General features: G+C 69.4%; 24 protein-coding genes. 4 read left to right on the plus strand and 20 right to left on the minus strand.

The window, feature by feature from the left end; genetic code table 11:
• Window positions 1-55: 55 nt before the first annotated feature.
• The 15 genes from argF to ACH4EW_RS13315 form a co-directional block, all read right to left on the minus strand.
• On the minus strand, window positions 56-1,063 hold the full coding sequence (gene argF / locus ACH4EW_RS13245; protein WP_398255462.1) for an ornithine carbamoyltransferase: 1,008 nt from the start codon (window positions 1,061-1,063) through the stop codon (window positions 56-58).
• 120 nt (window positions 1,064-1,183) lie between these two features.
• On the minus strand, window positions 1,184-2,416 hold the full coding sequence (locus tag ACH4EW_RS13250) for an arginine deiminase (RefSeq protein ID WP_398255465.1): 1,233 nt from the start codon (window positions 2,414-2,416) through the stop codon (window positions 1,184-1,186).
• 93 nt (window positions 2,417-2,509) lie between these two features.
• Window positions 2,510-5,083, minus strand: a complete 2,574-nt coding sequence (locus tag ACH4EW_RS13255) for a polynucleotide kinase-phosphatase (protein ID WP_398255468.1) — start codon at window positions 5,081-5,083, stop codon at window positions 2,510-2,512.
• Window positions 5,080-6,627, minus strand: coding sequence for a 3' terminal RNA ribose 2'-O-methyltransferase Hen1 (locus ACH4EW_RS13260; RefSeq protein WP_398255470.1), 1,548 nt, complete (start codon window positions 6,625-6,627; stop codon window positions 5,080-5,082). Before ACH4EW_RS13260 ends, ACH4EW_RS13255 begins: the two co-directional genes overlap by 4 nt.
• Window positions 6,628-6,715: 88 nt before the next feature.
• Window positions 6,716-7,699: a homocysteine S-methyltransferase gene (mmuM, locus tag ACH4EW_RS13265; RefSeq protein ID WP_398255473.1), complete on the minus strand. Its 984-nt coding sequence runs from the start codon at window positions 7,697-7,699 to the stop codon at window positions 6,716-6,718.
• Between the two features lie 131 nt (window positions 7,700-7,830).
• Window positions 7,831-8,754, minus strand: coding sequence for an LLM class F420-dependent oxidoreductase (locus tag ACH4EW_RS13270; RefSeq protein ID WP_398255475.1), 924 nt, complete (start codon window positions 8,752-8,754; stop codon window positions 7,831-7,833).
• Between the two features lie 117 nt (window positions 8,755-8,871).
• Entirely contained in the window at window positions 8,872-9,408 is a 537-nt protein-coding gene (locus ACH4EW_RS13275; RefSeq protein WP_398255478.1) for a DUF6099 family protein, read from the minus strand.
• 124 nt (window positions 9,409-9,532) lie between these two features.
• Window positions 9,533-9,910, minus strand: coding sequence for a nucleotide pyrophosphohydrolase (locus ACH4EW_RS13280; protein ID WP_398255480.1), 378 nt, complete (start codon window positions 9,908-9,910; stop codon window positions 9,533-9,535).
• Between the two features lie 291 nt (window positions 9,911-10,201).
• Window positions 10,202-10,600 carry a cell division protein SepF gene (locus ACH4EW_RS13285; RefSeq protein ID WP_398255483.1) on the minus strand — a complete coding sequence of 133 codons (399 nt, stop codon included), beginning with the start codon at window positions 10,598-10,600 and terminating at the stop codon, window positions 10,202-10,204.
• 104 nt (window positions 10,601-10,704) lie between these two features.
• Window positions 10,705-11,979, minus strand: coding sequence for a cytochrome P450 (locus tag ACH4EW_RS13290; protein WP_398255485.1), 1,275 nt, complete (start codon window positions 11,977-11,979; stop codon window positions 10,705-10,707).
• Complete coding sequence (locus tag ACH4EW_RS13295; RefSeq protein ID WP_398255488.1) at window positions 11,976-12,590, minus strand: GTP-binding protein; 615 nt, start codon at window positions 12,588-12,590, stop codon at window positions 11,976-11,978. Before ACH4EW_RS13295 ends, ACH4EW_RS13290 begins: the two co-directional genes overlap by 4 nt.
• Window positions 12,568-12,921 carry a DUF742 domain-containing protein gene (locus tag ACH4EW_RS13300; protein WP_398255490.1) on the minus strand — a complete coding sequence of 118 codons (354 nt, stop codon included), beginning with the start codon at window positions 12,919-12,921 and terminating at the stop codon, window positions 12,568-12,570. The genes ACH4EW_RS13295 and ACH4EW_RS13300 overlap by 23 nt, the downstream gene beginning before the upstream one ends.
• Window positions 12,918-13,343 carry a roadblock/LC7 domain-containing protein gene (locus ACH4EW_RS13305; protein ID WP_398255492.1) on the minus strand — a complete coding sequence of 142 codons (426 nt, stop codon included), beginning with the start codon at window positions 13,341-13,343 and terminating at the stop codon, window positions 12,918-12,920. The genes ACH4EW_RS13300 and ACH4EW_RS13305 overlap by 4 nt, the downstream gene beginning before the upstream one ends.
• Window positions 13,340-14,716 (minus strand): ATP-binding protein, encoded by a 1,377-nt coding sequence (locus ACH4EW_RS13310; RefSeq protein ID WP_398255495.1) that lies wholly within the window; start codon window positions 14,714-14,716, stop codon window positions 13,340-13,342. Before ACH4EW_RS13310 ends, ACH4EW_RS13305 begins: the two co-directional genes overlap by 4 nt.
• A gap of 59 nt (window positions 14,717-14,775) precedes the next feature.
• On the minus strand, window positions 14,776-15,777 hold the full coding sequence (locus ACH4EW_RS13315) for an MBL fold metallo-hydrolase (protein WP_398255497.1): 1,002 nt from the start codon (window positions 15,775-15,777) through the stop codon (window positions 14,776-14,778).
• Window positions 15,778-16,240: 463 nt separating this feature from the next.
• Between ACH4EW_RS13315 and ACH4EW_RS13320 the strand changes: the two genes are divergently transcribed.
• Entirely contained in the window at window positions 16,241-17,125 is an 885-nt protein-coding gene (locus ACH4EW_RS13320; RefSeq protein ID WP_398255499.1) for an SIS domain-containing protein, read from the plus strand.
• A 207-nt stretch (window positions 17,126-17,332) separates the two neighbouring features.
• On the opposite strand, the gene ACH4EW_RS13325 is transcribed toward ACH4EW_RS13320, so the two are convergent.
• The 4 genes from ACH4EW_RS13325 to ACH4EW_RS13340 all read right to left on the minus strand — a co-directional run bounded on the left by ACH4EW_RS13325 (window position 17,333) and on the right by ACH4EW_RS13340 (window position 20,633).
• Window positions 17,333-17,872, minus strand: coding sequence for a hypothetical protein (locus ACH4EW_RS13325; RefSeq protein ID WP_398255501.1), 540 nt, complete (start codon window positions 17,870-17,872; stop codon window positions 17,333-17,335).
• 113 nt (window positions 17,873-17,985) lie between these two features.
• Window positions 17,986-19,107, minus strand: coding sequence for a P1 family peptidase (locus tag ACH4EW_RS13330; protein WP_398256043.1), 1,122 nt, complete (start codon window positions 19,105-19,107; stop codon window positions 17,986-17,988).
• A 194-nt stretch (window positions 19,108-19,301) separates the two neighbouring features.
• Window positions 19,302-19,991, minus strand: a complete 690-nt coding sequence (locus tag ACH4EW_RS13335; RefSeq protein ID WP_398255503.1) for a 4'-phosphopantetheinyl transferase — start codon at window positions 19,989-19,991, stop codon at window positions 19,302-19,304.
• 189 nt (window positions 19,992-20,180) lie between these two features.
• Entirely contained in the window at window positions 20,181-20,633 is a 453-nt protein-coding gene (locus ACH4EW_RS13340; protein ID WP_398255505.1) for a hypothetical protein, read from the minus strand.
• 86 nt (window positions 20,634-20,719) lie between these two features.
• Between ACH4EW_RS13340 and ACH4EW_RS13345 the strand changes: the two genes are divergently transcribed.
• Together ACH4EW_RS13345 and ACH4EW_RS13350 are read left to right on the plus strand one after the other, a co-directional pair.
• Window positions 20,720-21,559 carry a hypothetical protein gene (locus ACH4EW_RS13345; RefSeq protein ID WP_398255507.1) on the plus strand — a complete coding sequence of 280 codons (840 nt, stop codon included), beginning with the start codon at window positions 20,720-20,722 and terminating at the stop codon, window positions 21,557-21,559.
• A gap of 193 nt (window positions 21,560-21,752) precedes the next feature.
• Complete coding sequence (locus tag ACH4EW_RS13350; protein WP_398255509.1) at window positions 21,753-22,244, plus strand: peptidylprolyl isomerase; 492 nt, start codon at window positions 21,753-21,755, stop codon at window positions 22,242-22,244.
• Between the two features lie 106 nt (window positions 22,245-22,350).
• Here ACH4EW_RS13350 and ACH4EW_RS13355 read toward each other — a convergent pair whose 3' ends face one another.
• The gene (locus ACH4EW_RS13355) at window positions 22,351-23,451 is read right to left on the minus strand and encodes a protein kinase family protein (protein WP_398255511.1); all 1,101 of its coding nucleotides are present in this window, start codon (window positions 23,449-23,451) and stop codon (window positions 22,351-22,353) included.
• Between the two features lie 185 nt (window positions 23,452-23,636).
• Here ACH4EW_RS13355 and ACH4EW_RS13360 point away from each other — a divergent pair, with 185 nt between their 5' ends.
• The gene (locus tag ACH4EW_RS13360; protein WP_398255513.1) at window positions 23,637-24,632 is read left to right on the plus strand and encodes a DUF1963 domain-containing protein; all 996 of its coding nucleotides are present in this window, start codon (window positions 23,637-23,639) and stop codon (window positions 24,630-24,632) included.
• Window positions 24,633-24,733: the final 101 nt, after the last annotated feature.

Genomic DNA, 24,733 nt, shown 5'->3' on the forward strand with positions numbered 1-24,733 from the left:
CATATTAGTCGCCTTTACGCATGTTCACCCAATCGGACGCATGATCATGCAGCGATCAGTCTGTGGCCGCCAGGGTTGCCACCAGAACGGCCTTGATGGTGTGCAACCGGTTCTCGGCCTCGTCGAAGACGACCGAGTGCGTGGACTCGAAGACCTCGTCGGTGACCTCCAGCTGTGTCAGCCCGTAGGCGGCCTCGATCTCGCGCCCGACCTCGGTGCCGAGGTCGTGGAAGGCCGGGAGGCAGTGCAAGAACTTCACGTCGGCATTGCCGGTGGCGCGCAGGACGTCCATGGTCACGGCGTACGGCGCGAGGGCCTGGATGCGCTCACCCCAGACCTCCTTGGGCTCACCCATGGAGACCCAGACATCGGTGGTGACAAAGTCCGCACCCTTGACGCCCCCGGCAATGTCCTCGGTGAGAGTGACGGTCGCACCGCTGGCCTCGGCGAGCCTGCGGGCCTCGGTGACGATCTCCTCGGCCGGCCAGTACGACTTGGGCGCGACGATCCGCACGTCCATACCCAGCAGGGCGCCGGTGACCAGGTAGGAGTTACCCATGTTGAAGCGGGCGTCGCCGAGGTAGGCGAAGGCGATCCGCTCCAGCGGCTTCTCGCTGTGCTCGGCCATGGTGAGGACGTCGGCGAGCATCTGGGTCGGGTGCCAGTCGTCGGTGAGTCCGTTGAATACCGGAACGCCGCCGTACGCAGCCAACTCCTCGACGGCCGCCTGGCTGTCACCGCGGTACTCGATGCCGTCGAACATCCGGCCGAGGACGCGGGCCGTGTCCTTCACCGACTCCTTGTGCCCCAGCTGCGAGCCGGAGGGGTCGAGATACGTCGTGGACGCACCCTGATCGGCGGCCGCCACCTCGAAGGCGCAGCGCGTGCGGGTGGAAGTCTTTTCGAAGATCAGCGCGATGTTCTTGCCGCGCAGGCGCTGCACTTCGGTCCCCGACTTCTTGGCGGCCTTGAGCTCGGCCGCGAGGTCGATCAGGCCGCGGAACTCCTCGGCCGTGAAGTCCAGCTCCTTGAGGAAGTGGCGGCCTGCGAGGTCTATGGCCATGGGACTGCTCCTGGGTCGGGGGCGGGATCGCACATACAGTGACCCTGGAAGTCTATACGAATGCCTGCATCGCTATACGGGAGACCGTGCGAACCCACCGCCGCACCAGGTCATGCACCGCTATACCGCATCACGTACCACGGGGCAGCTCATGCAGCGGGGGCCGCCCCTGCCCCGGCCGAGTTCGCTGCCGCGGATCTCTATGACCTCGATGCCCTCCTTCCGCAGGTAGGTGTTGGTCGTGGCGTTGCGCTCGTACGCGACGACGACGCCCGGCTCGACGGCCAGCACATTGCAGCCGTCGTCCCACTGCTCGCGCTCGGCGGCGTGCACATCCTGGATGGCCGTGAGGACCCTGATCGAGTCCAGGCCCAGGGCGTGCGCGATCGCGTCGTGCATGTGCTCGGGCGGATGGTCGGTGACCTTCAGGTCCCTCGGCCCTTCACCGGGCTCGATGGTGTACGAGCGGAGCATGCCCAGGCCCGCGTACTTGGTGAAGGTGTCGCCGTCGATCATCGTCATGACCGTGTCGAGGTGCATGAACGCCCGGCGCTTGGGCATGTCGAGCGCCACGATCGTGTGCGCCGAGCCGGCATCGAACAGTCTGCGGGCCAGCATCTCCACCGCCTGCGGGGTGGTGCGCTCGCTCATCCCGATGAGTACGGCCCCACAGCCGATGACCAGTACGTCGCCGCCCTCGATGGTGGAGGGGTAGTCGTGCTGCCCCTCCGACCAGTGGTGGAAGACGCCTGCGTCGGGGCCGGTGAAGAGCGGGTGGTGACGGTAGATCGCCTCGAAGTGGACGGTCTCGCGCTGCCGGGCCGGCCAGCGCATCGCGTTGATCGACACCCCGTCGTATATCCAGGCCGAGGTGTCCCGGGTGAAGAGATGGTTCGGCAGCGGGCCGAGCAGGAAGTCGTCCAGATCCATGACATGGAAGCGGACGGAGGTCGGCTCGCTGTGCCGCTCCAGGAACTCCCGCTTTGTCATCCCGCCGACCAGCGCCTCGGCCAGCTCGGCGCTGGACAGCTCCTCGAAGACGGCCCGCAGATGCTCGGTGGCGAGCGGGCCGTACTCCTTCTCCTCGAAGACCCGGTCCAGGACGAGCCGCCTGGCCACCGGGACCTCCAGCGACTCACGGAGCAGATCGCCGAAGAGGTGCACCTCCACTCCGCGGTCGCGCAGCACGTCCGCGAAGCCGTCGTGCTCCTGGCGGGCGCGGCGCACCCAGAGCACGTCGTCGAACAGGAGCGCGTTCTTGTTGCTGGGGGTGAGCCGCTTCAGTTCAAGATCGGGGCGGTGCAGGATGACGCGGCGCAGCCGCCCGGCCTCGGAGTCGACATGGAATCCCATGTCTCCATCCTCACCGTGCGGAGCGCCGTTCACCCGGCGAATCGCCAGCGGTTTTTCCGTTGATCTCATCGGGAAACCCGCTGACGCCGCCGTCTACAGCCGCGGGTCGACCGGCTCCGACTCCAGGGCCAGCACCGCGAACACCGCCTCGTGGACCCGCCACAGCGGCTCCCCGTCGGCCAGTCGGTCCAGCGCTTCGAGTCCCAGCGCGTACTCCCGGAGCGCCAACGACCGCTTGTGGCCGAGGAACCGGCCGCGCAGCCGCTCCAGATTCTCCGGGCGGGTGTACTCGGGGCCGTAGATGATCCGGAGGTACTCCCGGCCACGCACCTTGATGCCGGGCTGGACCAGTCTGCCCTTGCCGTCCCGCACGAGCGCGGCGAGCGGCTTGACGACCATGCCTTCGCCGCCGCGTCCGGTCATCTCCAGCCACCAGTCGATGCCGGAGCGCACCGACGCCTCGTCATCGGTGTCGACGACGAGCCGGCGGGTGACCTGGAGCAGCCCGGTCGGATCGTGCTCGACCAGCCTGTCGAGCCATGCCAACTGCTCGTCGTGCGGTACGGAGGCCAGCGAGCGGCCCTGCACGGCGAGGATCTGGAACGGCGCGAGCCGTACCCCGTCCAGGCCCTCGGTGCTCCAGCAGTAGCGGCGGTACGCCTCGGTGAACGCGGCCGCGTCCTCGGCTCGTCGCTGCTGGCGGTCCGCGAGAGCGCCCACGTCCACCCCACGTGCCACCGCTGCCGCAAGGGCCGCGCCGGCCTGCGGGAAGACGGCCCCGGACGCCGCACCGACCGCGGCGTACTGCGAGCGCAGCAGCCCGGCGGCCTTGAGTGACCACGGCATCAGCTCGGCGTCGAGCAGCACCCAGTCGGTGTCCCACTCCTCCCAGAGTCCGGCGGCGGTGACGGCGGTGCGCAGCCTGCCGAGGATCACCTCGGTAAGTGCGACGTCGTCGAGGAACGGCCTTCCGGTGCGGGTGTAGAGCGCCCCGGTCGGGTCTCCCCCACCACCGGAAGCGTGGGAGGTGCCCCCTGCGCCGAACCGGTCGCGGGCGGTGTTCGCGTCCCGGCAGACCAGCGCCACCGCCCGCGAGCCCATGTGCTTCTCCTCGCACACGACCTTGGTGACACCGTCCGCCCGGTACTGGGCGAAGGCCTCGGCCGGGTGCTCCAGGTAGCCGTCCTCGTGCGAGGTGGCGGTGGGCGCCATGGTCGGCGGGAGGTAGCCGAGCAGCCGGGGGTCGACGGCGAACCGGCTCATGACTTCGAGCGCCGCCGCGGCGTTCTCCCCGCGGACCGAGATGCGGCCCATGTGCCGGGTCTCCACGATCCGGCGGCCGTGCACATCGGCGAGGTCCAGCGGTCGGCCCTCCCTGCCCCCGGGCGCCTCGGTGGTCAGCGGCTTGGCCGGCTCGTACCAGACCTTCTCGGCCGGTACGTCGACGAGCTCACGCTCCGGCCAGCGCAGCGCGGTCATCTTCCCCCCGAAGACCGCACCGGTGTCCAGGCAGATTGTGTTGTTGATCCACGAGGTGTTGGGCACCGGGGTGTGGCCGTAGACCACGGCGGCACGGCCGCGGTACTCCTCCGCCCATGGGTAACGCACGGGCAGGCCGAACTCGTCGGTCTCTCCGGTGGTGTCCCCGTACAGCGCGTGCGACCGGACCCGTCCGGAGGTGCGCCCGTGGTACTTCTCGGGCAGTCCCGCATGGCAGACGACGAGCTTGCCCTCGTCGAGCACGTAGTGGCTGACGAGCCCGTCGATGAACTCCCGCACCTGCTCGCGGAAAGCGGGGTCCTTCTCGTCCTCCCGGTCCAACTGCTCGATGGTCTCGGCGAGTCCATGGGTGTGCTGGACGTTGCGGCCCTTGAGGTAGCGGCCGAGCTTGTTCTCGTGGTTGCCCGGCACGCACAGGGCGTTACCCGCCGACACCATGGACATGACGCGGCGCAGTACCCCGGGGCTGTCGGGGCCGCGGTCCACCAGGTCGCCGACGAAGACCGCCGTGCGGCCTTCGGGGTGCCTGCCGTCGGCGTAGCCGAGCTTGCCGAGCAGCGCCTCCAGCTCGGAACTGCAGCCGTGGATGTCGCCGATGATGTCGAAGGGTCCGGTGAGGTGGCGCAGGTCGTTGTAGCGGCGCTCCAGCACCACTTCGGCGTGCTCCGCCTCCTCCTCGGTGTGCAGGATGTGCACCTTGCGGAAGCCCTCGCGCTCCAGGCCGCGCAGCGAGCGGCGCAGTTCGCGACGGTGACGCTGGATGACGTGGCGCGGCATGTCGGCGCGGTCGGGCCGAGCCGCGTTGCGCGCGATGCAGACCTCTTCGGGCAGGTCGAGAACGATCGCGATGGGCAGCACGTCGTGGCTCCTGGCCAGTTGGACCAGCTGCTTGCGGCTCTCGGACTGGACACTGGTGGCGTCCACGACGGTCAGCCGCCCGGCGGCGAGCCGCTTGCCCACGATGTAGTGGAGGACGTCGAAGGCGTCACGGCTGGCGCTCTGATCGTTCTCGTCATCGGCGACCAGGCCGCGGCAGAAGTCCGAGGAGACGATCTCCGTGGGCCTGAAGTGCTTACGGGCGAAGGTGGATTTACCGGAACCGCTGGCTCCGATGAGGACCACGAGGGAGAGGTCGGTCACCGGCAGCGTGCGCGAAGTACTGCTCATGCGACTTTCGCCTCCTTCTCGGTCTCGTCGGCGGTCTCGCGCCGGGACTCGTTCTCGCTCTTGCTCTCGGTCTTGCTCTTGGTCTTGGTCTTGGTCTCATCGACTGCGGTCATCGTGAACACGGCCATCTGAGTGGGCGGCCCCACCTCGGGGTCGTCGGGCCCCACGGGAACGAATTCGACCCCGTATCCATGCCGCTGTGCCACCTTCTGGGCCCAGTCGCGGAACTCGGCCCTGGTCCACTCGAACCGATGGTCGCCGTGGCGCACATGTCCGGCCGGAAGGGTCTCCCACCGGACGTTGTACTCGACGTTCGGCGTCGTCACGAGCACGGTCCGCGGTCGGGCCGAACCGAACACGGCGTACTCCAGCGCGGGCAGTCTCGGCAGGTCGAGGTGTTCGATGACCTCGCTGAGCACGGCCGCGTCATACCCGCCCAGCCGCTTGTCGGTGTAGGTGAGCGAGCCCTGCCGAAGCGTGACCCGTCCGGCCTGCCGCTCCCCCATCCGGTCCAGCTTCAGCCGTCGTGAGGCGATGGTGAGGGCGCGCACGGAGACATCGACGCCGACGATCTCCGTGAAGCCCACGTCCTTGAGCAGTGCCTGCACCAACTGGCCCTGACCGCAGCCCAGGTCGAGGACCCGGCTCGCCCCTGCGATGCGCAGCGCGTCCAGGATCGCGGTGCGCCGCTGTTCGGCGAGCGGCACCGGCTTCTCCTCGGTGTCGGTCGTCTCGTCCACCGCGTTGTCGATGCTCTCGACGTCGAGGTCGTCCGACTCGGCGAGCCGCACCAGTTCGAGCCGCTGCATCGCCTGCCGGGTCAGCCCCCAGCGCCGGGACAGATAGCGGCTGGTGATCAGCTTCTGCTCGGGGTGGTCGGCCAGCCAGCCCTCACCGGCCCGCAGCAGCTTGTCCACCTCGTCCGGTGCGACCCAGTAGTGCTTGGCGTCGTCGAGCACCGGCAGCAGGACGTACAGCTGCCGCAACGCGTCCGCCAGCCGCAACTCGCCTTCCAGCACCAGCCGTACGTACCTCGAGTCCCCCCACTGCGGGAACTGCTCGTCCAGAGGTACGGCCACGGCGTCCACGCTCGTCCAGCCGAGCGGCCCGAAGAGCTTGCGCACCAGTTCCGCGCCGCCACGTGCGGGCAGTGCGGGCACCTCGATCCGCAGCGGAAGCGGCGCCTGCGCCCGTTCGGGCAGTGCGCGGCACACACCGTTCAGCGCAGTCTTGAAGACCGTGCTCATCGCAACCGAGAGCAGCGAGGACGCCGCGTACGGACGGTCGTTCACGTACTGCGCGAGCGCCGCATCGGGGGCGCCGCCCCGGCCCTTGCCCTTGCCGCGCCGCACCAGCGCCACGGGATCCACCTCCAGCAGGAGCGCCGCTGTGCAGCGCTCGGCGGATGCCTCGGGATAGAAGACATGCGCGGTGCCATGGGAGGTGGAGAACGTCTGCGCCTTCTCGGGATGCTTGTGCAGCAGAAAGCCGAGATCGGTCGCGGGACGTTCCGGGTTGCCGGTCGTGCTGATTGTCAGGAACACACGTCCGAGTATGGTCCGTTTCACTCGCCCCCCACCAGGTATTTTCATGTGCCCAAGGGCTGTCCCGCCAGGGATCGCGGGACAGCCCTTACGGCGCTGTTGCCCCTTTTCCTTTCCCTTCTTTTCCTTTCCCTTCGCCTGCCGTCGCTGCGCCGAGCAGCCCGGCCAGCTTCGCGATGCTCTCCGGACCGACCCGGCAGCAGCCGCCCACCAGCCGGGCGCCGACGTCCTGCCAGGCCCGTACTCTCCCCGGATCGAAGGTGGGGGCGCCGACCCACCCCCGGCCGCCGGCGTCCCACCGCTCACCGCTGTTCGGATAGACGACGACCGGTTTCCCGGCCACCTCCGCCGCCGTCTGCACCGCCCGGTCCGCATCCGCCGGATCACAGCAGTTCACCCCGACGGCCAGCACCTGGTCGTGCCCCGAGGCGAGGGCGAAGGCCGTCTCCAGCGGCTGCCCCGCCCTGGTCCGGTCTCCCGCCACGCTGTACGAGAGCCAGACGGGCAGCCCGCACACCTCGACCGCCCGCAACAACGCCTCGGCCTCGTCGATGTCCGGCACTGTCTCCAGCGCCAGCGCATCGGGCCCTGCGGCGGCCAGCGCCTCCACCCGCGGCCGGTGAAACCGCTCCAGCTCCCGGACGGAGAGCCCGTAGCGGCCCCGGTACTCGCTGCCGTCCGCCAGCATCGCCCCGTACGGTCCGACCGAGGCGGCGACCCAGATCTCCCGCTCCACCCCACCCGCGGCCCGCCGCGCCAGCCGGACACTGCGGGCGAACAGCTCCGCCGCCTGGGCCCGTCCGATCCCCCGCCGCTCGAATCCCTCGAAGGTCGCCTGGTAGCTGGCCGTGATGAGCACCTGCGCCCCCGCCCGCACATAGGCCGTGTGCGCGGCCTCGATCTGCCCCGGCCCGTCGGCCAGCAGCCGGGCCGACCACAGAGCGTCGGACAGATCACAGCCCTGCGCCTCCAGTTGGTTGGAGAGCCCGCCGTCGAGCAGGACCGCCCCCTCCAAGAGGGCACGTTCGAGCGCGTGGGCGGGCGGACCGTCGGCTGACCGGACGGGTTGCACGGGTGACTCCCTCGTGAGCCGGGCCTGGACCTGGCCCGGGTGAGTGGCGACCGGTCCCTGGCTCAGGGACCGACTCCTGCCTCAGGTGAGCCGCAATCGTTCCGGTTCAGGTGAACCGGAACGCTTCCGGTTCAGGTGAGCTGGGACTGGACCTGGGAGGAGATCAGCTCCAGGTGCTTCAGGTCGTCCAGATCCAGGACCTGGAGGTAGATCCGGGACGACCCGATCGCGCCGTACCTGCCGATCTTGTCGACCACCTCGGCGGGCGAGCCCGCGAGCCCGTTCGCCTTCAGCTCCGCCACCTCACGGCCGATGACGGCGGCGCGCCGCGCCACCTCGGCGTCGTTCTTGCCGACGCACACGACCAGGGCGTTGGAGTACACCAGGTCGTCCGGTCCGCGGCCCGCCGTCTTCGCCGCCGCCCTGACCCGGCCGAACTGCTTCTCGCTGTCCTTCAGCGACGCGAAGGGAATGTTGAACTCGTCCGCGTACTGGGCGGCCAGCCGCGGTGTACGGGTCGCACCGTGACCGCCGATCAGGATCGGCACCTTGGCCTGCGCCGGTTTGGGCAGCGCGGGCGAATCGGTCAGCTGGTAGTACGTGCCGTCGAAGCTGAACTTCTTGCCGATCTCGGTTGCCCACAGCCCGGTGACGATTTCCAGCTGCTCCTCCAGCCTGCCGAACTTCTCCTTGGGGAACGGAATGCCGTAGGCCTTGTGCTCCTGCTCGAACCAGCCTGCGCCGAGGCCGAGCTCGACGCGTCCGCCGGACATCTGGTCGACCTGCGCGACCTGGATGGCGAGCACGCCGGGGAGCCGGAAGGTCCCCGCGGTCATCAGCGTGCCGAGCCGGATCCGCTCGGTCTCGCGCGCCAGCCCGGCCAGGGTGATCCAGGCGTCGGTCGGGCCGGGCAGCCCGTCCCCCGGGCCCATGCGGAGGTAGTGGTCGGAACGGTAGAAAGCGTCGAAGCCGAGGTCCTCGGCCGTCTTGGCGACGGTGAGCAGGGTGTCGTAGTCGGCCCCTTGCTGGGGTTCGGTGAAGATTCGAAGATCCATGCGTCCATCCTGCACCTACGGACGCCGGCCATTCCCTTCCTCCCGCGCGCCGCCACTGCCGAAGCGCCTTCGATCGACCGGCAGATGGAGGGCGGTGTCGCTCCCGAATCCTGGTGGTCACGGCTGGCCCGCCGCCGAGCCCGCCGGTCCGCGGATCACACCGTAGGGGCCGTCCCACCCCCTGCCGCGCTCCAGGTCCTCCTGCCGCTCCCGGTCCTGCTCGTCGAGGCGCCGGAGCATTCCGTGCACCCGGTCCATGGACTCGTCGGCCGCGTCGATCGCCTCCATGCACTGCCAGTAGAGCCCCTGCTCGTCGGTCTCGCAGGCCACCCCGACCAGGGCCATCCCCACCTCCCCGAGCAGTGTTCCCAGCCCCGTCAGCGTCGCCCTCGGTTCGGCGAGCTCGGAGAGCTGCGCGGCCCGCGCCACCGAGGCCCGCGCAGCCGGGTGGTTCAGCGCCCCGCCGCTCCTCCCGCCGATCTCGCTGAGCCCGCGCGCCTCTCCCCGTAGCTCTTTGGGCCCGTCCGCCGCCAGCCGGCTGCCGATCGCCTGAGCGAGCGCCTGGGCCTGCCATGCCTCGGCAATGATGTCCGGTGTGCCGCGGCTCTGTGCCAGAGCACGACGACTGACTCCCACAAGCCGCTCCGCTTCCATGCGGTACCCCCGTCCGTACGAAAAGCCGCTCAACTCATCCACTACCCACAGTGAGGGCGTCAGCACCGAAAAGCCAGGGGAATTCGGAAATCTGTGGACACGAAGTCGACTGTGAATAAGTTGATCACTCCGAAGAGTGACAATTCGGGGACTCAGTGGTGTCAGGGGGGTCAGGGCGTTCCGGCGCCGGGAATCGGGTCTCATTCCGGTCGATCTTCTCCGCCAGTGCCGCCAGTGCGTCGATCTTCAACACCTCGCAGAACTGCAGCAGATACGCGAGAACATCCGCGACCTCGTCCGCCACCCGGTGGGCCGTCTCGGGCGTCTCCATCACCCGCGCCGACTGCTCCGGCGTCAACCACTGGAAGATTTCGACCAGTTCGGACGCCTCGACGCTCAGTGCCGCCGCCAGGTTCTTCGGGGTGTGGTACTGCTCCCAGTTCCGTGCAGCCGCGAACGCGGCGAGCCGTTGCTGCAGGGCACGTACATCGAGTTCTGTCACGGCTCCAGGTCTACCACCGTCACCCCAGCCGTCTCCCGGGCCCGCACCGCATCTGACTCCGCACCGTCCCCGCCGGCCTGGGGTGCCCGGCCGCCCCGGTCGACACCGCCGGCACCCCGGGTCCGGTGACGAGTACCGGGGCAAGCGCGAGATACCTCAACTCACCGCCGCCGAGCCTGCCGGCCGGCGTGGCATGTCCCCCGCCGCGGCAACCCCTGCCCCGGACGGCATTCCCACGATCGGAGGACGTCCACCACCACGCCCACGGCCAACACCCGACCGGCAGTCTCCCTACGAACCGGGTACGCCCGCCGCCGTAACCCCCTCGACCTCCATGCCGACCGGCGACAGCAGGAAGACATTCCGGTCGACCCGGTGCATTCCGCTGCCCAGACCGAAGACCACCCCGCTGGTGAAGTCCAGGATGCGCTTGGCCACATCCGACTCCGCACTGGTCAGATCGAGCAGCACCGGAATCTGTGCGACGAGGTAATCCGCCACCTCCCGCGCGTCAGCGAAGACCTGGACCCGCAGCACGACGAGGCGCCGCTGTTCGGCTTCCGCTCCCTTGTCGGGGACCGTACGGTGATCGACCCTGGACGGCCATTCGTTGCGGCCGCGCAGAGGTACGACCTGGGCAAGCCCCTCCCACTGCTCGTCCGTGACGTCGTACCTGTCGTACCTGCTCACCGGACCACCCCGTCTGTGCTTCGGTCGGCGTTGCGCCCGCTGCGCTCGCTGTTCATCGGGCAATTCTCTCGCCCCTCACCCGTTCGGCGTACCACCGACACGGCTCACGGGCTGATCGACACCGCTGACGGCCCCTCCGACGCAGCCTCGGTCGCTTCGTGCCAGTCGGTCTCCGTCGTCATGTCGACGGGGGTGAAACGTACCGGAAGCCGCACCAGAGCACGGTGGAACGGTCCCGGCCGCCACGTCAGTCCGCTGACCGGAACGTCCAGTTCCGCGTCGCACAGCTGACTGGTGAGCTGCTCGATGGCGGTCATCGCGATGAGCAGCGCCGGCTGCTTCGCCGGGCACCGGTGCGGACCGGCCGACCAGGCCAGATGGGCGCTGGCTCCGGAGCGGACCCCGGGATCCGAAAGGCCGGGCACGGACTGATTGTTGGCCGCGGCATAGGAGACCAGGAGCAGCTGTCCGGCGCGCAGTCGGACGCCGTGGAACTCCGTGTCGCGGCGCGGGTAGTGGGGCGCGTAATTGGCCAGCGGCGGGTCCTGCCACAGGACCTCGTTGATCGCCTGGTGTGCCGTCATCGCTCCGCCGTGCAGCGAGCCGGCGTAGCGCTCGTCGGTGAGCATGTGCAGCAGCGCGTTGCCGATCAGATTGGTCGTCGGATCGTGGCCCGCGCTCATGATCAGAGTGATCTGACGCACAGTCTCGTCGTTGTCGAGATCGGTCGGATGGGTGAGGAGATACGAGATGAGGTCACGGCGCGGCCGGACACGCCGTTCGGCGACCAGGGCGGTGACGACCTCGACGAGATCGGCGTACGCGGTGGCGGCGTCCTCGGCGGAGTTGAACATGCCGGCGATGCCGTTGACGATGCGTTCGCTGTCGCCCGGCGGTACGCCGAACGAGGTGACGAAGACGTGCACCGGGAGACGTCGGGCGTACTGGGCGATCAGGTCGCTGCTGCCCGTGGCGGCGAATTCGCCGATGAGTCGCTGGGCGACCCGGGCGACCTCGGCCCGCAGGACGTGCGGCTCGATCAGGGCGAGGCTGTCGTTGATGGCGTCGCGGTAGCGGGCGTGTACGTCGCCGTCGCTGAAGAGCGCGGTGGGCCGGTAGCCGAGCATGGGCAGGACCGGCGAATCAGCGGGGACGGTGGCCTGCCAGGCTCGCGGGTCCTTGGTGAAGGTGTGGGTGTCGCGCAGCAGATCGGCAGCGGCCTGGTAGTCGGTGACCAAAAGGGCGTCGATGCCGGGGGCGAGCAGGACGGGGGCCAGGGGGCCGTGCTCGCGCAGGCGCCGGTAGTGGCTCTGCGGGTCGGCGGCGAAGTCCGGGCCGTACAGCGCGAGGGGCTGCGGCGGCTGTACGGGCGGTGTCATGACGGGTCCTCGGGCCGGGGCATTCGGGTCAGCACATGCTCGGCGAGCGCGATCAGTGCGTCGATGCTGCCGCGGCGTTCGCGGGCGTCGCACTGCACCAGCGGAGTCTCGGGGGCGAGGTCGAGGTGTTTGCGCAGGACCTCGTCGGCGTGTGCGGGGGCGTCGGGGAAACGGTTGACGGCGACGGCGTACGGAAGGCCCTGATCTTCGACCATGTCCATGACCGCGAAGGAGTCGGCGAGCCTGCGGGTGTCGACCAGGACGAGCGCGCCGAGCGCGCCACGCGCGATGTCCTCCCAGAGTGGGAGGAACCGCTGCTGGCCCGGCGTGCCGAACATGTAGAGCACCAGGTCGTCGAGGACAGTGAGCCGGCCGAAGTCGATGGCGACGGTGGTCGTGGTCTTGTCCGGCAGTCCTGCGGTGTCGTCGAGCCGGGCACTGGACTGGGTCATCGCCTCTTCGGTGTGGAGCGTGGCGATCTCCGACAGCGTGCGGATCAGGGTGGTTTTGCCCACACCGAAGGGACCCGTGACGACGAGCTTCATCAGGGTCCGGGCGGCAGGCGGCAGATAGCCGATGCCGGTCCGGTCAGTGGAGGGAGCGGAGTCCAACGAGCAGCCTCTCGACGAGCGACCGGTCGATTTCCCCGGCGCTGGGGATGGGCGGTCGGGTGTGCAGATGTCCGGCGGCCTCGAGGTCCGTGGCCAGGAAGACGGTGGCGCTGACCGGCAGATGCAGGTGGACCGCGGATTCGACGACGGTGAGCGCGCCCGGTTCGAGCAGCTCGCAGAGCCTGCGCTGTTCCGAGTCGGTGTCCGGGGGCAGGTCCGTAGCGGTGCGTACGAGTACGGCGAGCCGGTCGAGCGCGGGACCGGCGGGCCGGGTCCGGCCGCCGGTGACCAGATAGGCGGGGATCAGACGGCGTCCGGGGCCGGATGTCATGGCCGGGCGGCGGTGTCCGGTTGGCGGGCGGGTGCGTTCATCGCCCGGGTCAGGGCGGTGACTTGCACCTGCATCTGGTACGCGATGTCGCCGAGTTTGGCTCCGGGTTCCGCGAACAGGGCGAGTGTGGTGTTGTTCCCGGCCGGTACGACAATGGCGAAGCCCTGATCGGACTCGACAACCGTCTGGGCCAGGCGCGGTGCCTCGGCGCCGGTGAAGGCCGTGGTGAACGCACGGGCGGCGGCGTGCAGCGTGGCGGTCATGGCGGCGACCCGCTCGCCGGACGCCCGGTCCAGGCCGGGCGACGCGCCCTCGACGAGGCCGTCACCGGTCGCGACCACGGCGTGCTGGACTCCGGGCAGCTCCAGCAGCGGGGTCAACACCCATGCGATGTCACCGGCGGTGGGGGTGGGGGCGCTCACTTCTCGTCGTCTCCTTGGTCGTCCTGGTCGTCGTGGTTGTCCGGGTGGTGGTCGTCCGCTGCCGGTGCGGATGACCGCCCGGCGACGCTCCTGCCATTGAGGGTGCCCTGCTGAAGTGCCGCCCAGGAAGCCCCGGCCTGTTCGGGTGTACGAGACACCTTTTCCCGCTCCCAGGTGTCGGCGGCGGCTGCGGACCGGGCCGGCGTCGGGCGTGGTGGACGTCGTCGCCGACTGGGCAGCTCGGCGGGGGGCCCGCCAACGGGTTGGGGTGCCGGTACGGGCTTCGGCTCGACGGGGGCAGAGTCCGGGGAAGAGGCGTGCGCCCGCATCGGCTTCGGGGCGAGGGCGGAGAGGCTGTGGTCGTCCTTCATCACGGTGAGCAGATGAGCGGGGACACGCAGAATCGTACGCATACCGCCGAACGGCGATGCCTCGATGTGGCAGTTGAAGCCGTACTGCACGACAAGTCGGCCGACGACCGCGAAACCGGTCTGCGGCGGGTCGCCCAGCTCGGTCAGGAGAATCTCCGACGGGCCCGCCAGCAGGGCGCGGGCCCGGTCGAGCGCATCGTCGTCCATGCCGATGCCCGCGTCGTCGACCACCAGGAACGCGCCACGGCCCCCGCTCTGCTGAACGGTCACCTGTACCTCGGTGTCGGGGTGCGAGTACGCGGTGGCATTGGCCAGCAGTTCGGCCAGTGCGATCGCGAGGGGTTCGGCGGCACGGGCGACGAGCGCGAGCCGTTCGTCTCTCAGATGGTTGGCGACCTTGATGCGCTCGTAGCCGGCGACCCGGGACTGGGCTCCGAGCACGATCTCGACGAGCGGCGAGTTCTGGCGGGCGAGCCCCGGCCAGGCGTCGCACAGCACGGCGGTGGACTGGGTACGCCGCAAGGCCAGTTCGTTACGGAAGTCCAGCTGCAGGATCCGTGGGTCGTCGTACTCGTGCTGGAGCTCGTGCAGCAGCTGCTGGGACTGGTTGAGCAGGGACTGGATCTTGGCCGAGGTGCCGCGCATCGCCGCCCGGGCGGCGGCGTCGACGCGCCCGCGCTCCTCGACGACCGCTGTGCAAGCGGCCTGTACGGCCTCGGTGAGCAGCCGGGCGGAATCGCCGTCGACCTCGGTCGCTTCCCGCAGTCCGGGGACCCGGGCGGTGGGGTGGGAGAGGGCGAGCGCCGCGACGGGTATCCGCTCGCGGGCCAGCTGCCGGATCTCGTCGGTGAGGGCGGCGGTACGGGCCTCGGCGGCCTTCGACTGCCGTTCGGCCAGCTCGGCACGGGCCAGGGCCAGGTGCTCCGAGCGTGCCGCGCTCTGCGCGCGGGCAACGGCCACCACGGCAGCAGCGACGGCGATCACCGCCACGATCCATCCCATGCCGTCACCGCGTTTCTGTTGTCGGATCGGTCTTCCGGCCGAGGCGGCGGAAGCTTCGCTTACGATCTCGCCGGGCCTGCCGACTCGCGGGCCTGCTCCACCTCTTGGGCGACCGCGGCGACATCGGCCATCACCTGGAGAACTCCGGGCATTTCGGAGCCGTCGAGGTGCCGGTACTCGCATCCGACGGTCGCCACCAGCCGCTCGGGGAGGCCCAGCTCCGGGTAGCGCCCCTCGGCGATGACCCGGCGGGCCGCCTCAAGGGCGGGAATCCCGGCTGCGTGAAAGGCGTGGGCGCGCTCGCGCACGTACTCCAGATACCCGATGTGCTCGCGCACCCCGGCCTGGTCGAGAACCGGCCCGTGCCCGGGGACGATGGTCTCGGCGCCGGTGGCCAGCACCCGCTCGCAGGCCGCGATCACATTGCTCAGCGGACCCGCCCAGTGCACCGGGTGGTCGCCCGGCCGGCCGGGGGCGGAGGAGAAGATGATGTCCCCGCTGAACACGGCACGCTGCGCGGGCAGATGGACCATCAGGTCGCCGGTGGTGTGTGCGGGCGGCAGGGCGGAAAGCTGGACGGGGTACTCGCCCAGGGTCAGTTCGAGCTCCCCGGTGAAGTATGTCGTCGGCTGGACCGGCTCGGTCTGCGACCAGTCGAAGGGGCCGAAGTGACGTCCGAGGTAGGCCCCGAGAGCGGTGGCCGGATCGCCGGTGGTGACGAGCGCGTGCTGCTGGCCCGGCGTGGGCTCGTAATGGATGTGTTCGCGGGCCTCGCGGGTCACGATGATCTCCGCGTCGGGGAGCACGCCCGCACCCCAGAAGTGGTCGCCGTTCGCGTGGGTGACGATCACCCGGTCGATGGAGACACCGTCGGGCAGCCGCTTCGTGGACTCGGCCAGGAACTGGCCGGCCAGCACGGCGTCGTACGGGGTGTCGATCCATAGCGCGCCACGGTGCGAGACGAGGAGACCGCAGTTCGCAAGCCCCCAGCCCCGTTTCGGCGGAAGCCATGCATACAGGCCCCGCCCCAGCTCAACGACGTCTCCACCCGTGTTCGGCATGGACGCGATTATGCCTACCAAGATCCGGCCATGCGTTCGAACTCGGACACCATGAGATCCGATTGGCGCAAAATCGCCTCTCACACTCTCCGGCGCCGGCGGCTCGGTGACCCTACGAGACCGGCACGCCGCACCCCCGTACGGCACCTTCCGGATGATTACCCCCAATTCACCCGGCAGTGTCACGTGCCACGACGGGCACCCGTCGAGCCGTCGCCAAACCGGAAAGAGCCGACTACCCACCGAGCATGGCTGAAAACAGCTCCAACAAGACCTCCGGCGAGGGCGCCGGACGGCACTGTCACCGGGGGCGCCGAAATGCCTCGTGTCGATGTCGATCGCGTTGACGCCCAGCACGGCGACATCCAGCGTGATTTCACTCAAAACGGAATGCTTGATAATGCTCACACGTCGCGCATAACGTGCACAAAAAAGCATCCCGCTACGAGTACGGAGTGCAAGAGTGTCATTTGTCGAGATCGAGACAGCCAGTCAGCCGGAGTGCTGGCGCCGCGCCGCCGAGCTGGCCCGGACACAGGCGGCCGCGCTGCCCGCCACCGGTGAGCGCATCGCAGTCGTCGGCTGCGGCACCTCCTTCTACATGGCTCAGGCTTACGCCGCGCTCCGCGAGGAGTCCGGGCAGGGCGAGTCCGATGCCTTCTCCGCTTCGGAATTCCCCTTCGGCCGCGGCTACGACCGGGTCGTCGCCCTCACCCGCTCGGGGACCACGACCGAGGTGCTGGAACTGCTCGACCGGCTCCGTGGTGTCACCCGCACAGTGGCCATCACAGCCGACCCGGACACCCCGGTCATGACCTCCGCCGACGAGGTTGTCGTGCTCGACTTCGCCGACGAGCGGTCCGTCGTGCAGACCCGGTTCGCCACCACCCTGCTCACGCTGCTCCGCGCCCACCTCGGTCTGCACACCGACGCCGTGGTCCGCGACGCGGAGACCGCACTGGCGGATCCGCTGCCCGACGGCCTGCTGGACTGCACCCAGTTCACCTTCCTGGGCCGTGGCTGGACGGCAGGTCTCGCCAACGAGGCCGCGCTCAAGATGAAGGAGGCGTCGCTGTCCTGGACGGAGGCGTACCCCGCGATGGAGTACCGCCACGGTCCCATCAGCATCGCCACCACCGGCACCGCGACCTGGATGTTCGGCACCGCCCCCGAGGGCCTTGCGGAGCAGGTGCTCGCGACCGGCGCCCGCTGGGTGGAGAGCGGCCTGGACCCGCTGGCCGAGCTGGTGCGCGTCCAGCGCCTGGCGATCGCCCGCGCCGCCGCCCGCGGTCTGGACCCGGACAGCCCGCGCCACCTGACCCGCTCGGTGGTGCTCGCGGACACCTGACCGGCCGATGCGCGTCGTCGAGCGCATCCCGGATCCTGCCGGGAGGGCGTGACGGCCTTGTGCCCCACGCCCGCGCCGCCTCGGAGCCCGTCCGCCGCCCGGCATCCGCTCCGGCGGCGGGTCAGCGGTCACACGACGGCTGCGGTCGCGAGGAGGCCGGCGGTCGTTTCGGCCGCCGGCCCCGCCCCTCGGGCGATGCCGCCGTGGTCAGGACTCCTCGAAGTAGGCGTCCAGGACCGCGTCGAGTTCTTCCGCCCACTGCTTGAGGTCGCTCCTGGCCGGTGCCTCGACCTCGGCGTTGAACCATCGACGGGTCGACACGTGGACCGTGACAGTGAACCGGCGGCCGAACCGAGGCGTCTTCACCTCAAACGCACCGATCTCGTCCCAGCGGAACTCGGCCTCCTGGTCGTCCAGCCGGAACCGGACGCCGCCACGGTCCACGGTGATCGACCCGCGGCGGTCGCTCACCTCGAATACGGGGCCGCCCTCTGCCTCCTTGTCGTCAGCCGCTGCTTCGGCAGATGCCTCCCCGTCGGCTGCCGCATCCTCGGACACGACCTCCGCACCGGCATCGTCGGAGGCGACGGCGCCGGGCGCCCGCCCCTCTGTCTTTTCCTGGTCCGTCTGCTCCTGGCTCGTATCCAGCTTTCCGGCAGTAGCGGGGACCGTGAGACCAGGGATGTACGCCGGGTCTGTCCCTGCGGCGTACCCGGGCTGAGTGTTCGGATCTATGCGCTGCTCCACGGCGGGCAGTATGGCCGACGAACCTGTGCGAGACCAGTGACCGCCACACCGTGGGCCCCTCTCTCCCGGCTGCGGCCTCCGAATGCGCGTTCAGCGACGCCTTCCGTGCCGCGTCACTCTTTCCTCGCTGCCAGGAGTTCGGTCACCTGGTCCAGCGGGAGCGCCGGGACGTGGTGACCCGCCCGGCCGGTCATCGAGTGTGCGCCGGTGAGCACATTGAGCACCGCCTCCTCCACCGACTCGACCACCGCACCGTAGAAGGGATCCATCCGGCCCCATGGCACGAAGCGCATCGACTCGTACGGTGCGCTGCCGTCGTCCTCGGGAAACGTACTGGTCAGCGCAGACGGGTTGGCTGTGGAGAAGGCCAGGAAGAGGTCCCCGGAGAAGTGGCTGCCGGTGGTGCCGGTGCGGGCGAGGCCCAGCGTCACCCTGCGGGCCAACGCCTTGCACTGCCCCGGCAGCAGGGGCGCGTCGGTCGCCACGACCACGATCACCGAGCCCGCGCCGGGCGGCACCGGGCGCTCCCCGCCGGAGGCCGGTGCGGGGGCCGGCGTCCCGGCCGGATCGGACAGCTCACGCCCCATCGGAACACCGGCGATCACCAGTTCGCGCCGCGCGCCGAAGTTGGCCTGCACGAAGGCGCCGACGGTGTAACGGTCCTCGCCGTACCGCACCACCCGCGAGGCGGTCCCCGAACCGCCCTTGAAGCCGTAGCAGCGCATGCCCGTTCCGCCGCCGACGCATCCCTCCTCGACCGGGCCGGAGGCCGCTGCCTCGATCGCGTCCGCCGCATGACGGGACTCCACGGCCGAGCCATGGATGTCGTTGAGGTGGCCGTCCCAGGTCTCGGTGACCACCGGAAGCAGCCACTCCGGCGCCATACCACGACAATTGGCGCGCACCCACTCGACCACGCCGCGGTGCACCGGCCCGACCGCATACGTGTTGGTGATGACCACCGGAACGGCGAGCGAGCCGCTCTCCTCGATCCAGGCGGTTCCGGTCATCTCACCGTTGCCGTTGAACGAGTGCCAGCCGGCCGCGCAGGGCGTACCCACACCGTCACGCCCGCGTGGCAGGAGCGCCGTCACTCCGGTGCGTACGCCCTCGCCCTCGACCAGGGTGACGTATCCGACCTCGACACCGGGCACGTCCGTGATCGCGTTCCACGGCCCCGGCTCACCTGTCAGAGGGATGCTCAACTCACGTGCACGCTTGCGGTCTTCGCTCATGTGGTCTGCACTCATGCGTACAGAGATTACGACCTCGCCCACGATTGGCAGTGGGAGAAGGAGCGGTGTCTGGGACCTTCGAATCCAAGGCGGAGGAGGGAGTCGACGCGCTCGGCCACCGGCATGGTTCTCGCCGGTCTCCTCACGCGTCACCCCCAACCTGTGCGCCTTGCCATGTACCGCGGCGGTGGCCGCTACCCGGTGGGTCCGTTCGGCTCACTCTCGACAGCGATGGCGGTCACCACGAGACCGTCCGCGACCAGCCATCGGCCGCTGAAGGCCGTAGGGGTTGCCGTTGCCCCCGTGGCCAAACCCTGCTCAGTCGCGGAGATCAGCAGCCCGGCGGTGAAGCTGCCGTTCTCGTGGAGCACGATGTCGGCCTGCTCGAAGCCGAGCCAGCGGTGGGTGAGCGGGAACCACGCCTTGTAGACGCTTTCCTTCGCGCTGAAAAGCAGCCGGTCCCAGTGGATCTCGGGGGACGCCCGGCGCAGCTCGAGCTCGCGCTGCTGTTCCGTTGCGAGCGCGATGCTCTCGTGCACCCCGTCGGGCAGCGCCTCATGTGGTTCGGCGTCGATGCCGACGGTGAGCACATCCGCCCGGAAGGCGACTGCGGCGGCTCGGTAGCCGGCGCAGTGGGTCATGCTTCCGACCACACCTTGCGGCCATATCGGCGCACCGCGCTCGCCTTTCAGGATGGGGGCGGGTGCGAGACCGAGCTCGCCGAGCGCGCGGCGGGCGCACCAGCGTACGGTGGTGAACTCCTTGCGCCGGCTCTCCACGGAATTGCGGATCAGCTCTTCCTCGCCGGGAAGGAGAGCCGCGTCGGGCGGGTCGGAGAGCGCCTCGTTAACGGCCACCTGGGACGGCAGAATCTTATCGATCATGTTCCCCCCTCGTACTGGCTGGTTGATCCATCCGCTGTATCGTCCCTGAGGCCTTCCCGAAGACTCAAGAAACTTCTGACGCGTCGGCTGCGATCCCGCTATGACGGCCCCCGGGCGAACCCGCCCATTGCCCGTCCACGATTCCGGATCGCGGTTGGTCCATCGGCTCGGGCCGACCGGTCGGCGGTGTCAAGGGCTGAGGACAAAGCCCACGATCGCGAGCGCGCCCGCCACGAGGGAGATGAGCGCCATCCACTGCGCGTTCCTCATGTAGCCCGCCTGCATCCTGCGCTCCTTGCGGACGGTCTTCTTCGTCCCCATGTGCAGGCGGTTCGTGCGCTGGGGATGGTGGACGAGCGGGTACGTGTCGCCCACCACGTGCGCGGGGCCGGCCGTCGCGCCCTTCTGGTGCCGGACGGTCTCACCGTTCGGCCCCTCGAACTCGTACAGGGCGTGCGCGTAACCCTTCGTGCCGAACGGCACCAGGCTCACCAGGCGCGCTTGGACCTCGATGCCGGTTTCGTTCAACTCCGTCATCTTTTTCAGCTCTTCCCGCGTGCCCTGCATCAACATCAAGCAGAAGACGAAGGCCGGCACGGACACGACGGCGAAGCCTATGAGCACTACATTCACCATGTTCACAGGTGGACCGTACGGCAGCGCAGGACCCGACCGGAACCCCCACATCCCCTTCACCATGGAGCCCATGCGCCTTTACGATCACGCGCATGTCGATCACTTCGCCCATACCCGTCCTCCGAGGCGACAAGGGCACCGAACTCCGCTCCGAGGGCGAGGAGCTGCTTCTGCGCCGCCCCGATGACGAACTGCGCATCCCGCTCGCGGCGATCGCACGGGTCCGCGCCGAAAGGCGCGACGTCGCCGTCGAGTTGACCGCCCCGGCCGGGGCCGAGCCGACCGTGTACCGGGTCGAGGACGTGAGCGGGGCCGCGGCTGCCGTCTTCGCCGACGCCGTGAACGGCGCACTGCCCGAACGCCCCGCCGGGGAGGAGGCGGTCGACGGCTCCACGCTCGTCACCACCCGCAGCCTGAGGGCCGCCGACGACGACGAGGAAGAGGAAGAAGGAGAGGACGGAGGGCCGAACCTCGTCAAGCGGGCAGCGCTCGTCGCCGGTGTCGCACTCGTGGCTCTCTGTGTGGTCGTCGGGATCGCCGGGGAGCACGTGGGCCGTGCGATCGCGACGCTGCTGCTCGGGGCCCTCGGCGTTGCGGCCACCTTCGCCGCATGTGCGGCAATGCTGACGGCGTGGGAGAGCTGGTACCTGCCCCGCTACGGCATCACCGTGGACGCGAGGCAGATCTTCCTCGACGGCAACGACACCTATGCGTACACGGACACCAGCGGTGTGACCCGCCCCGTCTACAGCCCGCCCAAGGGCGATAGCGTCCGGGTCGCCTACCACCCGCACAAGCCGAAGCGCGCGGTCGTCTGCCGAGGGTGGGGCGGCGTGGCCGGTGACTTGGCCCTCGGCTCCTTCGTCCTCGCCGTCGCAGCCCTCATCGACTACGGGACGGTCGTCCTCGTTCTCCCCGCCTTCGGCGGGTAGACCACGCGGCCGAGGACAGGGCTGCCAGGCCGCCGACAAGGGCGGCGATCGGGTGGCTGTGAGAGAATTCCGCTGGTCAACGGGGGCCGGGTCCCGTCCCGGATGCGTGGCCCAATGGCAGCGCCCACCACTCGGGCTTGTCCGTACTCTGTTCAATCAAGGAACCAATGATGATATGCCGAGTGGAGATTCCATGATCAACGTCCGCCTTTCCACGACGATGGGCGACATCGTGCTCGCGCTTGACGATGTCAAGGCGCCCCTGTCGGTCGCGAACTTTATGAGCTACCTCAACAGTGGCCACTACAAGGGGACGATCTTTCACCGAGTGATCAGCGGCTTCATGATCCAGACCGGTGGGTTCGACACCGGCATGCGCATGAAGCCCGCTCCCCAGAAGGTGCAGAACGAGGCGCGCAACGGGCTCAAGAACGTCAAGTACAGCGTAGCCATGGCCCGGACCTCCGATCCGCACTCGGCCAGCGCGCAGTTCTTCATCAACACGGTCGACAACGCCTTCCTGGACTACCCGGGGCAGGACGGCTGGGGCTACGCGGTCTTCGGCGAGGTCGTCCAGGGGCACGAGGTCGTCGACAAGATCGGGCAGGTCCCGACGGGCGCGCAGGACGTACCCCGCGAGCAGGTCGTGATCAACTCCGCCGAGGTCGTGGCCGACGCGGAATGACCGTCTGCTGACCTCCCGGGTTCGGACACCTGAGCCCACCGTCGGCCCGTGACGCGTGCTGCACGCCCGTCACGGGCCGACGGCCGTCTGTCACCGGCCTACGGCATCAGGACGGCGATCTCCTGCAGCCGTCCGACCTCAGTGGGGCGGCACTGGATGCCCGCCCGATCTCGGCAGCCGGGAATGGCGTCCGCTTGCTCTCTTTGAGCAGACGGCGGGCGAATTCGCCCATGACCGCAGCGGCTTGGGCATGCCGGTCGATGATCGTGGCGATCTCGCGCGGGACGCCATCGGGCTGGTGGCCGGCGATCCATTCGCGCAGGAACGCCTCGTGTTCCAGACCGCCGCGCAGCCCATCGGGCAGGTGGTGGCGGAGCAGATGGCTCATGGTGTGGCAGCGGTCATACGCGAGATGGCCGGAGAGGAACTCCGCCTCGGCCGCTGACAGTTCGAATCCGGAGCTCAGGGCGAGTCCGAAATCCGCGAAGTACAGCAGTCGACCGTCGGTCAGGACATTGGCGAAGTGGGCGTCGAAGTGGACGAGTCCGTGCGAGCTCATGAAGGCAGTCCCTCGCGCCAGGGCCTCCTCCGCCCACAGATACGGCGAGCCCTCTCCGCCCGCCGGGGCGGCGGTCCGGTAGTCGTGCAACCAGTCGCCGAGTGTCTGCGGGACGTGTTCCAAGAAGAGCACCAGGCTGGACGAAGAACGGCCGATGGCCTCCAGACGCCCGCGCACGGCAGATGAGCCCTCCCAGTGCGCGACGGCCCCATCGATGCCCCCGAACTCGTCGGCGAACCCTTCGGGGGAGGAGTCGGGCAGGATGCGCCAGTGGTACATCAGCGGAAAGCCCTCGTACTGGTTCCCGAGGACCCAGTTGGTGGTCATGACGTGCACCGCCAGCTCTCGCCAGGCCCCGAACCCGGCTGAGCCCACTCCGTACTGGTAGAACATCGGCAGTCCGAAGAGGTTCGCCGTCGACCGCGCGTTCTCCGGCCGCAACTCGGTGTCCGTCAGGGGGACCCGCTTGACGAAAATCCGAGTGCCGTCGACGTCCAGCTCCGCCGACCTGCCGCCGATGCCGGACCCGAGAGGGGTGGCATCGGCCACGACCTCACCGAGCCGACGGTCGCTCAGCAGGGACAGGCGCGTGGCCACGGTCCCATATGTGGCGAGCCGCGCGGCATACCGCGGGTCCGGGTGGTGCATCGACGACTCCTCGGTGCCCCGAACCAGGGCGTCGGTGATCTCTCGGACGTGATCGACCCTATCGGCCAGGGCTGCCCAAGGAGCAGGTAGTCGAAGTCGCCCGGCGCGATAACGCGACCTCAGCCAATCCGAGTTGACGCGGGTCGCGTGCACTCGTTCCTCGGCGACGGGTTAGCCTGCGCCCCATGCCAGCTCCAGCTCCCTCAGACCATCTGCCCCGGCTTCCCGGCGACTTGGACCCGATGCTCACCGCCGCCGTGCGGGACGCCTCCGACATGCCGATCGACGAAGCCGACCGGCTCACCGAACAGCTTCGGGGGCTCGTACGTCCCGCCTGGCTGCTCAGCCCGGATCGCAACGCGACCGAGCGGTCCAAGATCGGCGGTTCGCGCATAGGCGGACTGCCGGACCTGCCCGAGGGGTGGCAATGGCCGACCGTCGAGATCAAGTACCGGAACGGGAAAAGGGTGACGGACTCCCCCGAGGCCGCGCTCGCTTTCACCGCGCAGATCAATCTTGCCGACGTACCGGGTGCGGCCGATGCGGGATGGTTGCCGACCGGCGGTTGGCTGTGGTTCTTCCGCCACGAGGGACAGTCCGTCCAGACCGAACCCGATCATGTCATCCTCCACGCCGACGTCCCCGCGCATGAGCTGCGGACCACTCACCCGCCTGCCGAACTGGACTACCTCGGCGACATCGGCAGCGGCCCCGAACGCGACCGTCCGATACCGGTGACACTGCACCGGACCCTGTTCCTGACGGCGAACTACAAGTCGGGCCGGCACAGCCAGGGTTACGACGCGCTCGCCGAGGCGCTGGACGAGCACTTCGACGAAGACTGTGCCGGCATCGATCTGTTCGGCGACATCCAACGGCTCCTGGAACGCGCGGCTGTGGGTGACAAGTCGTGGGACGCCATGCTCCTGGGCCGGCCCACCCCCTGCCCGCCACCCGGAGGAGCATGCCCCTGCGGCCGCTCCGCCCCCGCCGACACCCCTGGCTACAGCAACGAGGACGGCCCCTGCTCCTGGGCACGCGACTCGCTGCTCGCACTCTACGACTACTGGGGCGACGGCCCGCTGATCTTCACGGCAGATGCCACGGCCACCCCGGCCACCACGGCCACCCCGGCCATCACTGACGGCCGCTGGTCCGGCACGGAGGCCTGGGTCTACTAGGAGCTGTCCGGGCGATCACGGCCAAGGGCGACGTCGTACCCATGTGCTGCCGTGCTTCGACTTCTGACCTGCATGCGGCGCTCGCCGGTCGGCCGCCTCTG

Origin of the sequence: Streptomyces sp. NPDC018000 (genome assembly GCF_044328025.1) — a bacterium.
Lineage (GTDB): Bacteria > Actinomycetota > Actinomycetes > Streptomycetales > Streptomycetaceae > Streptomyces.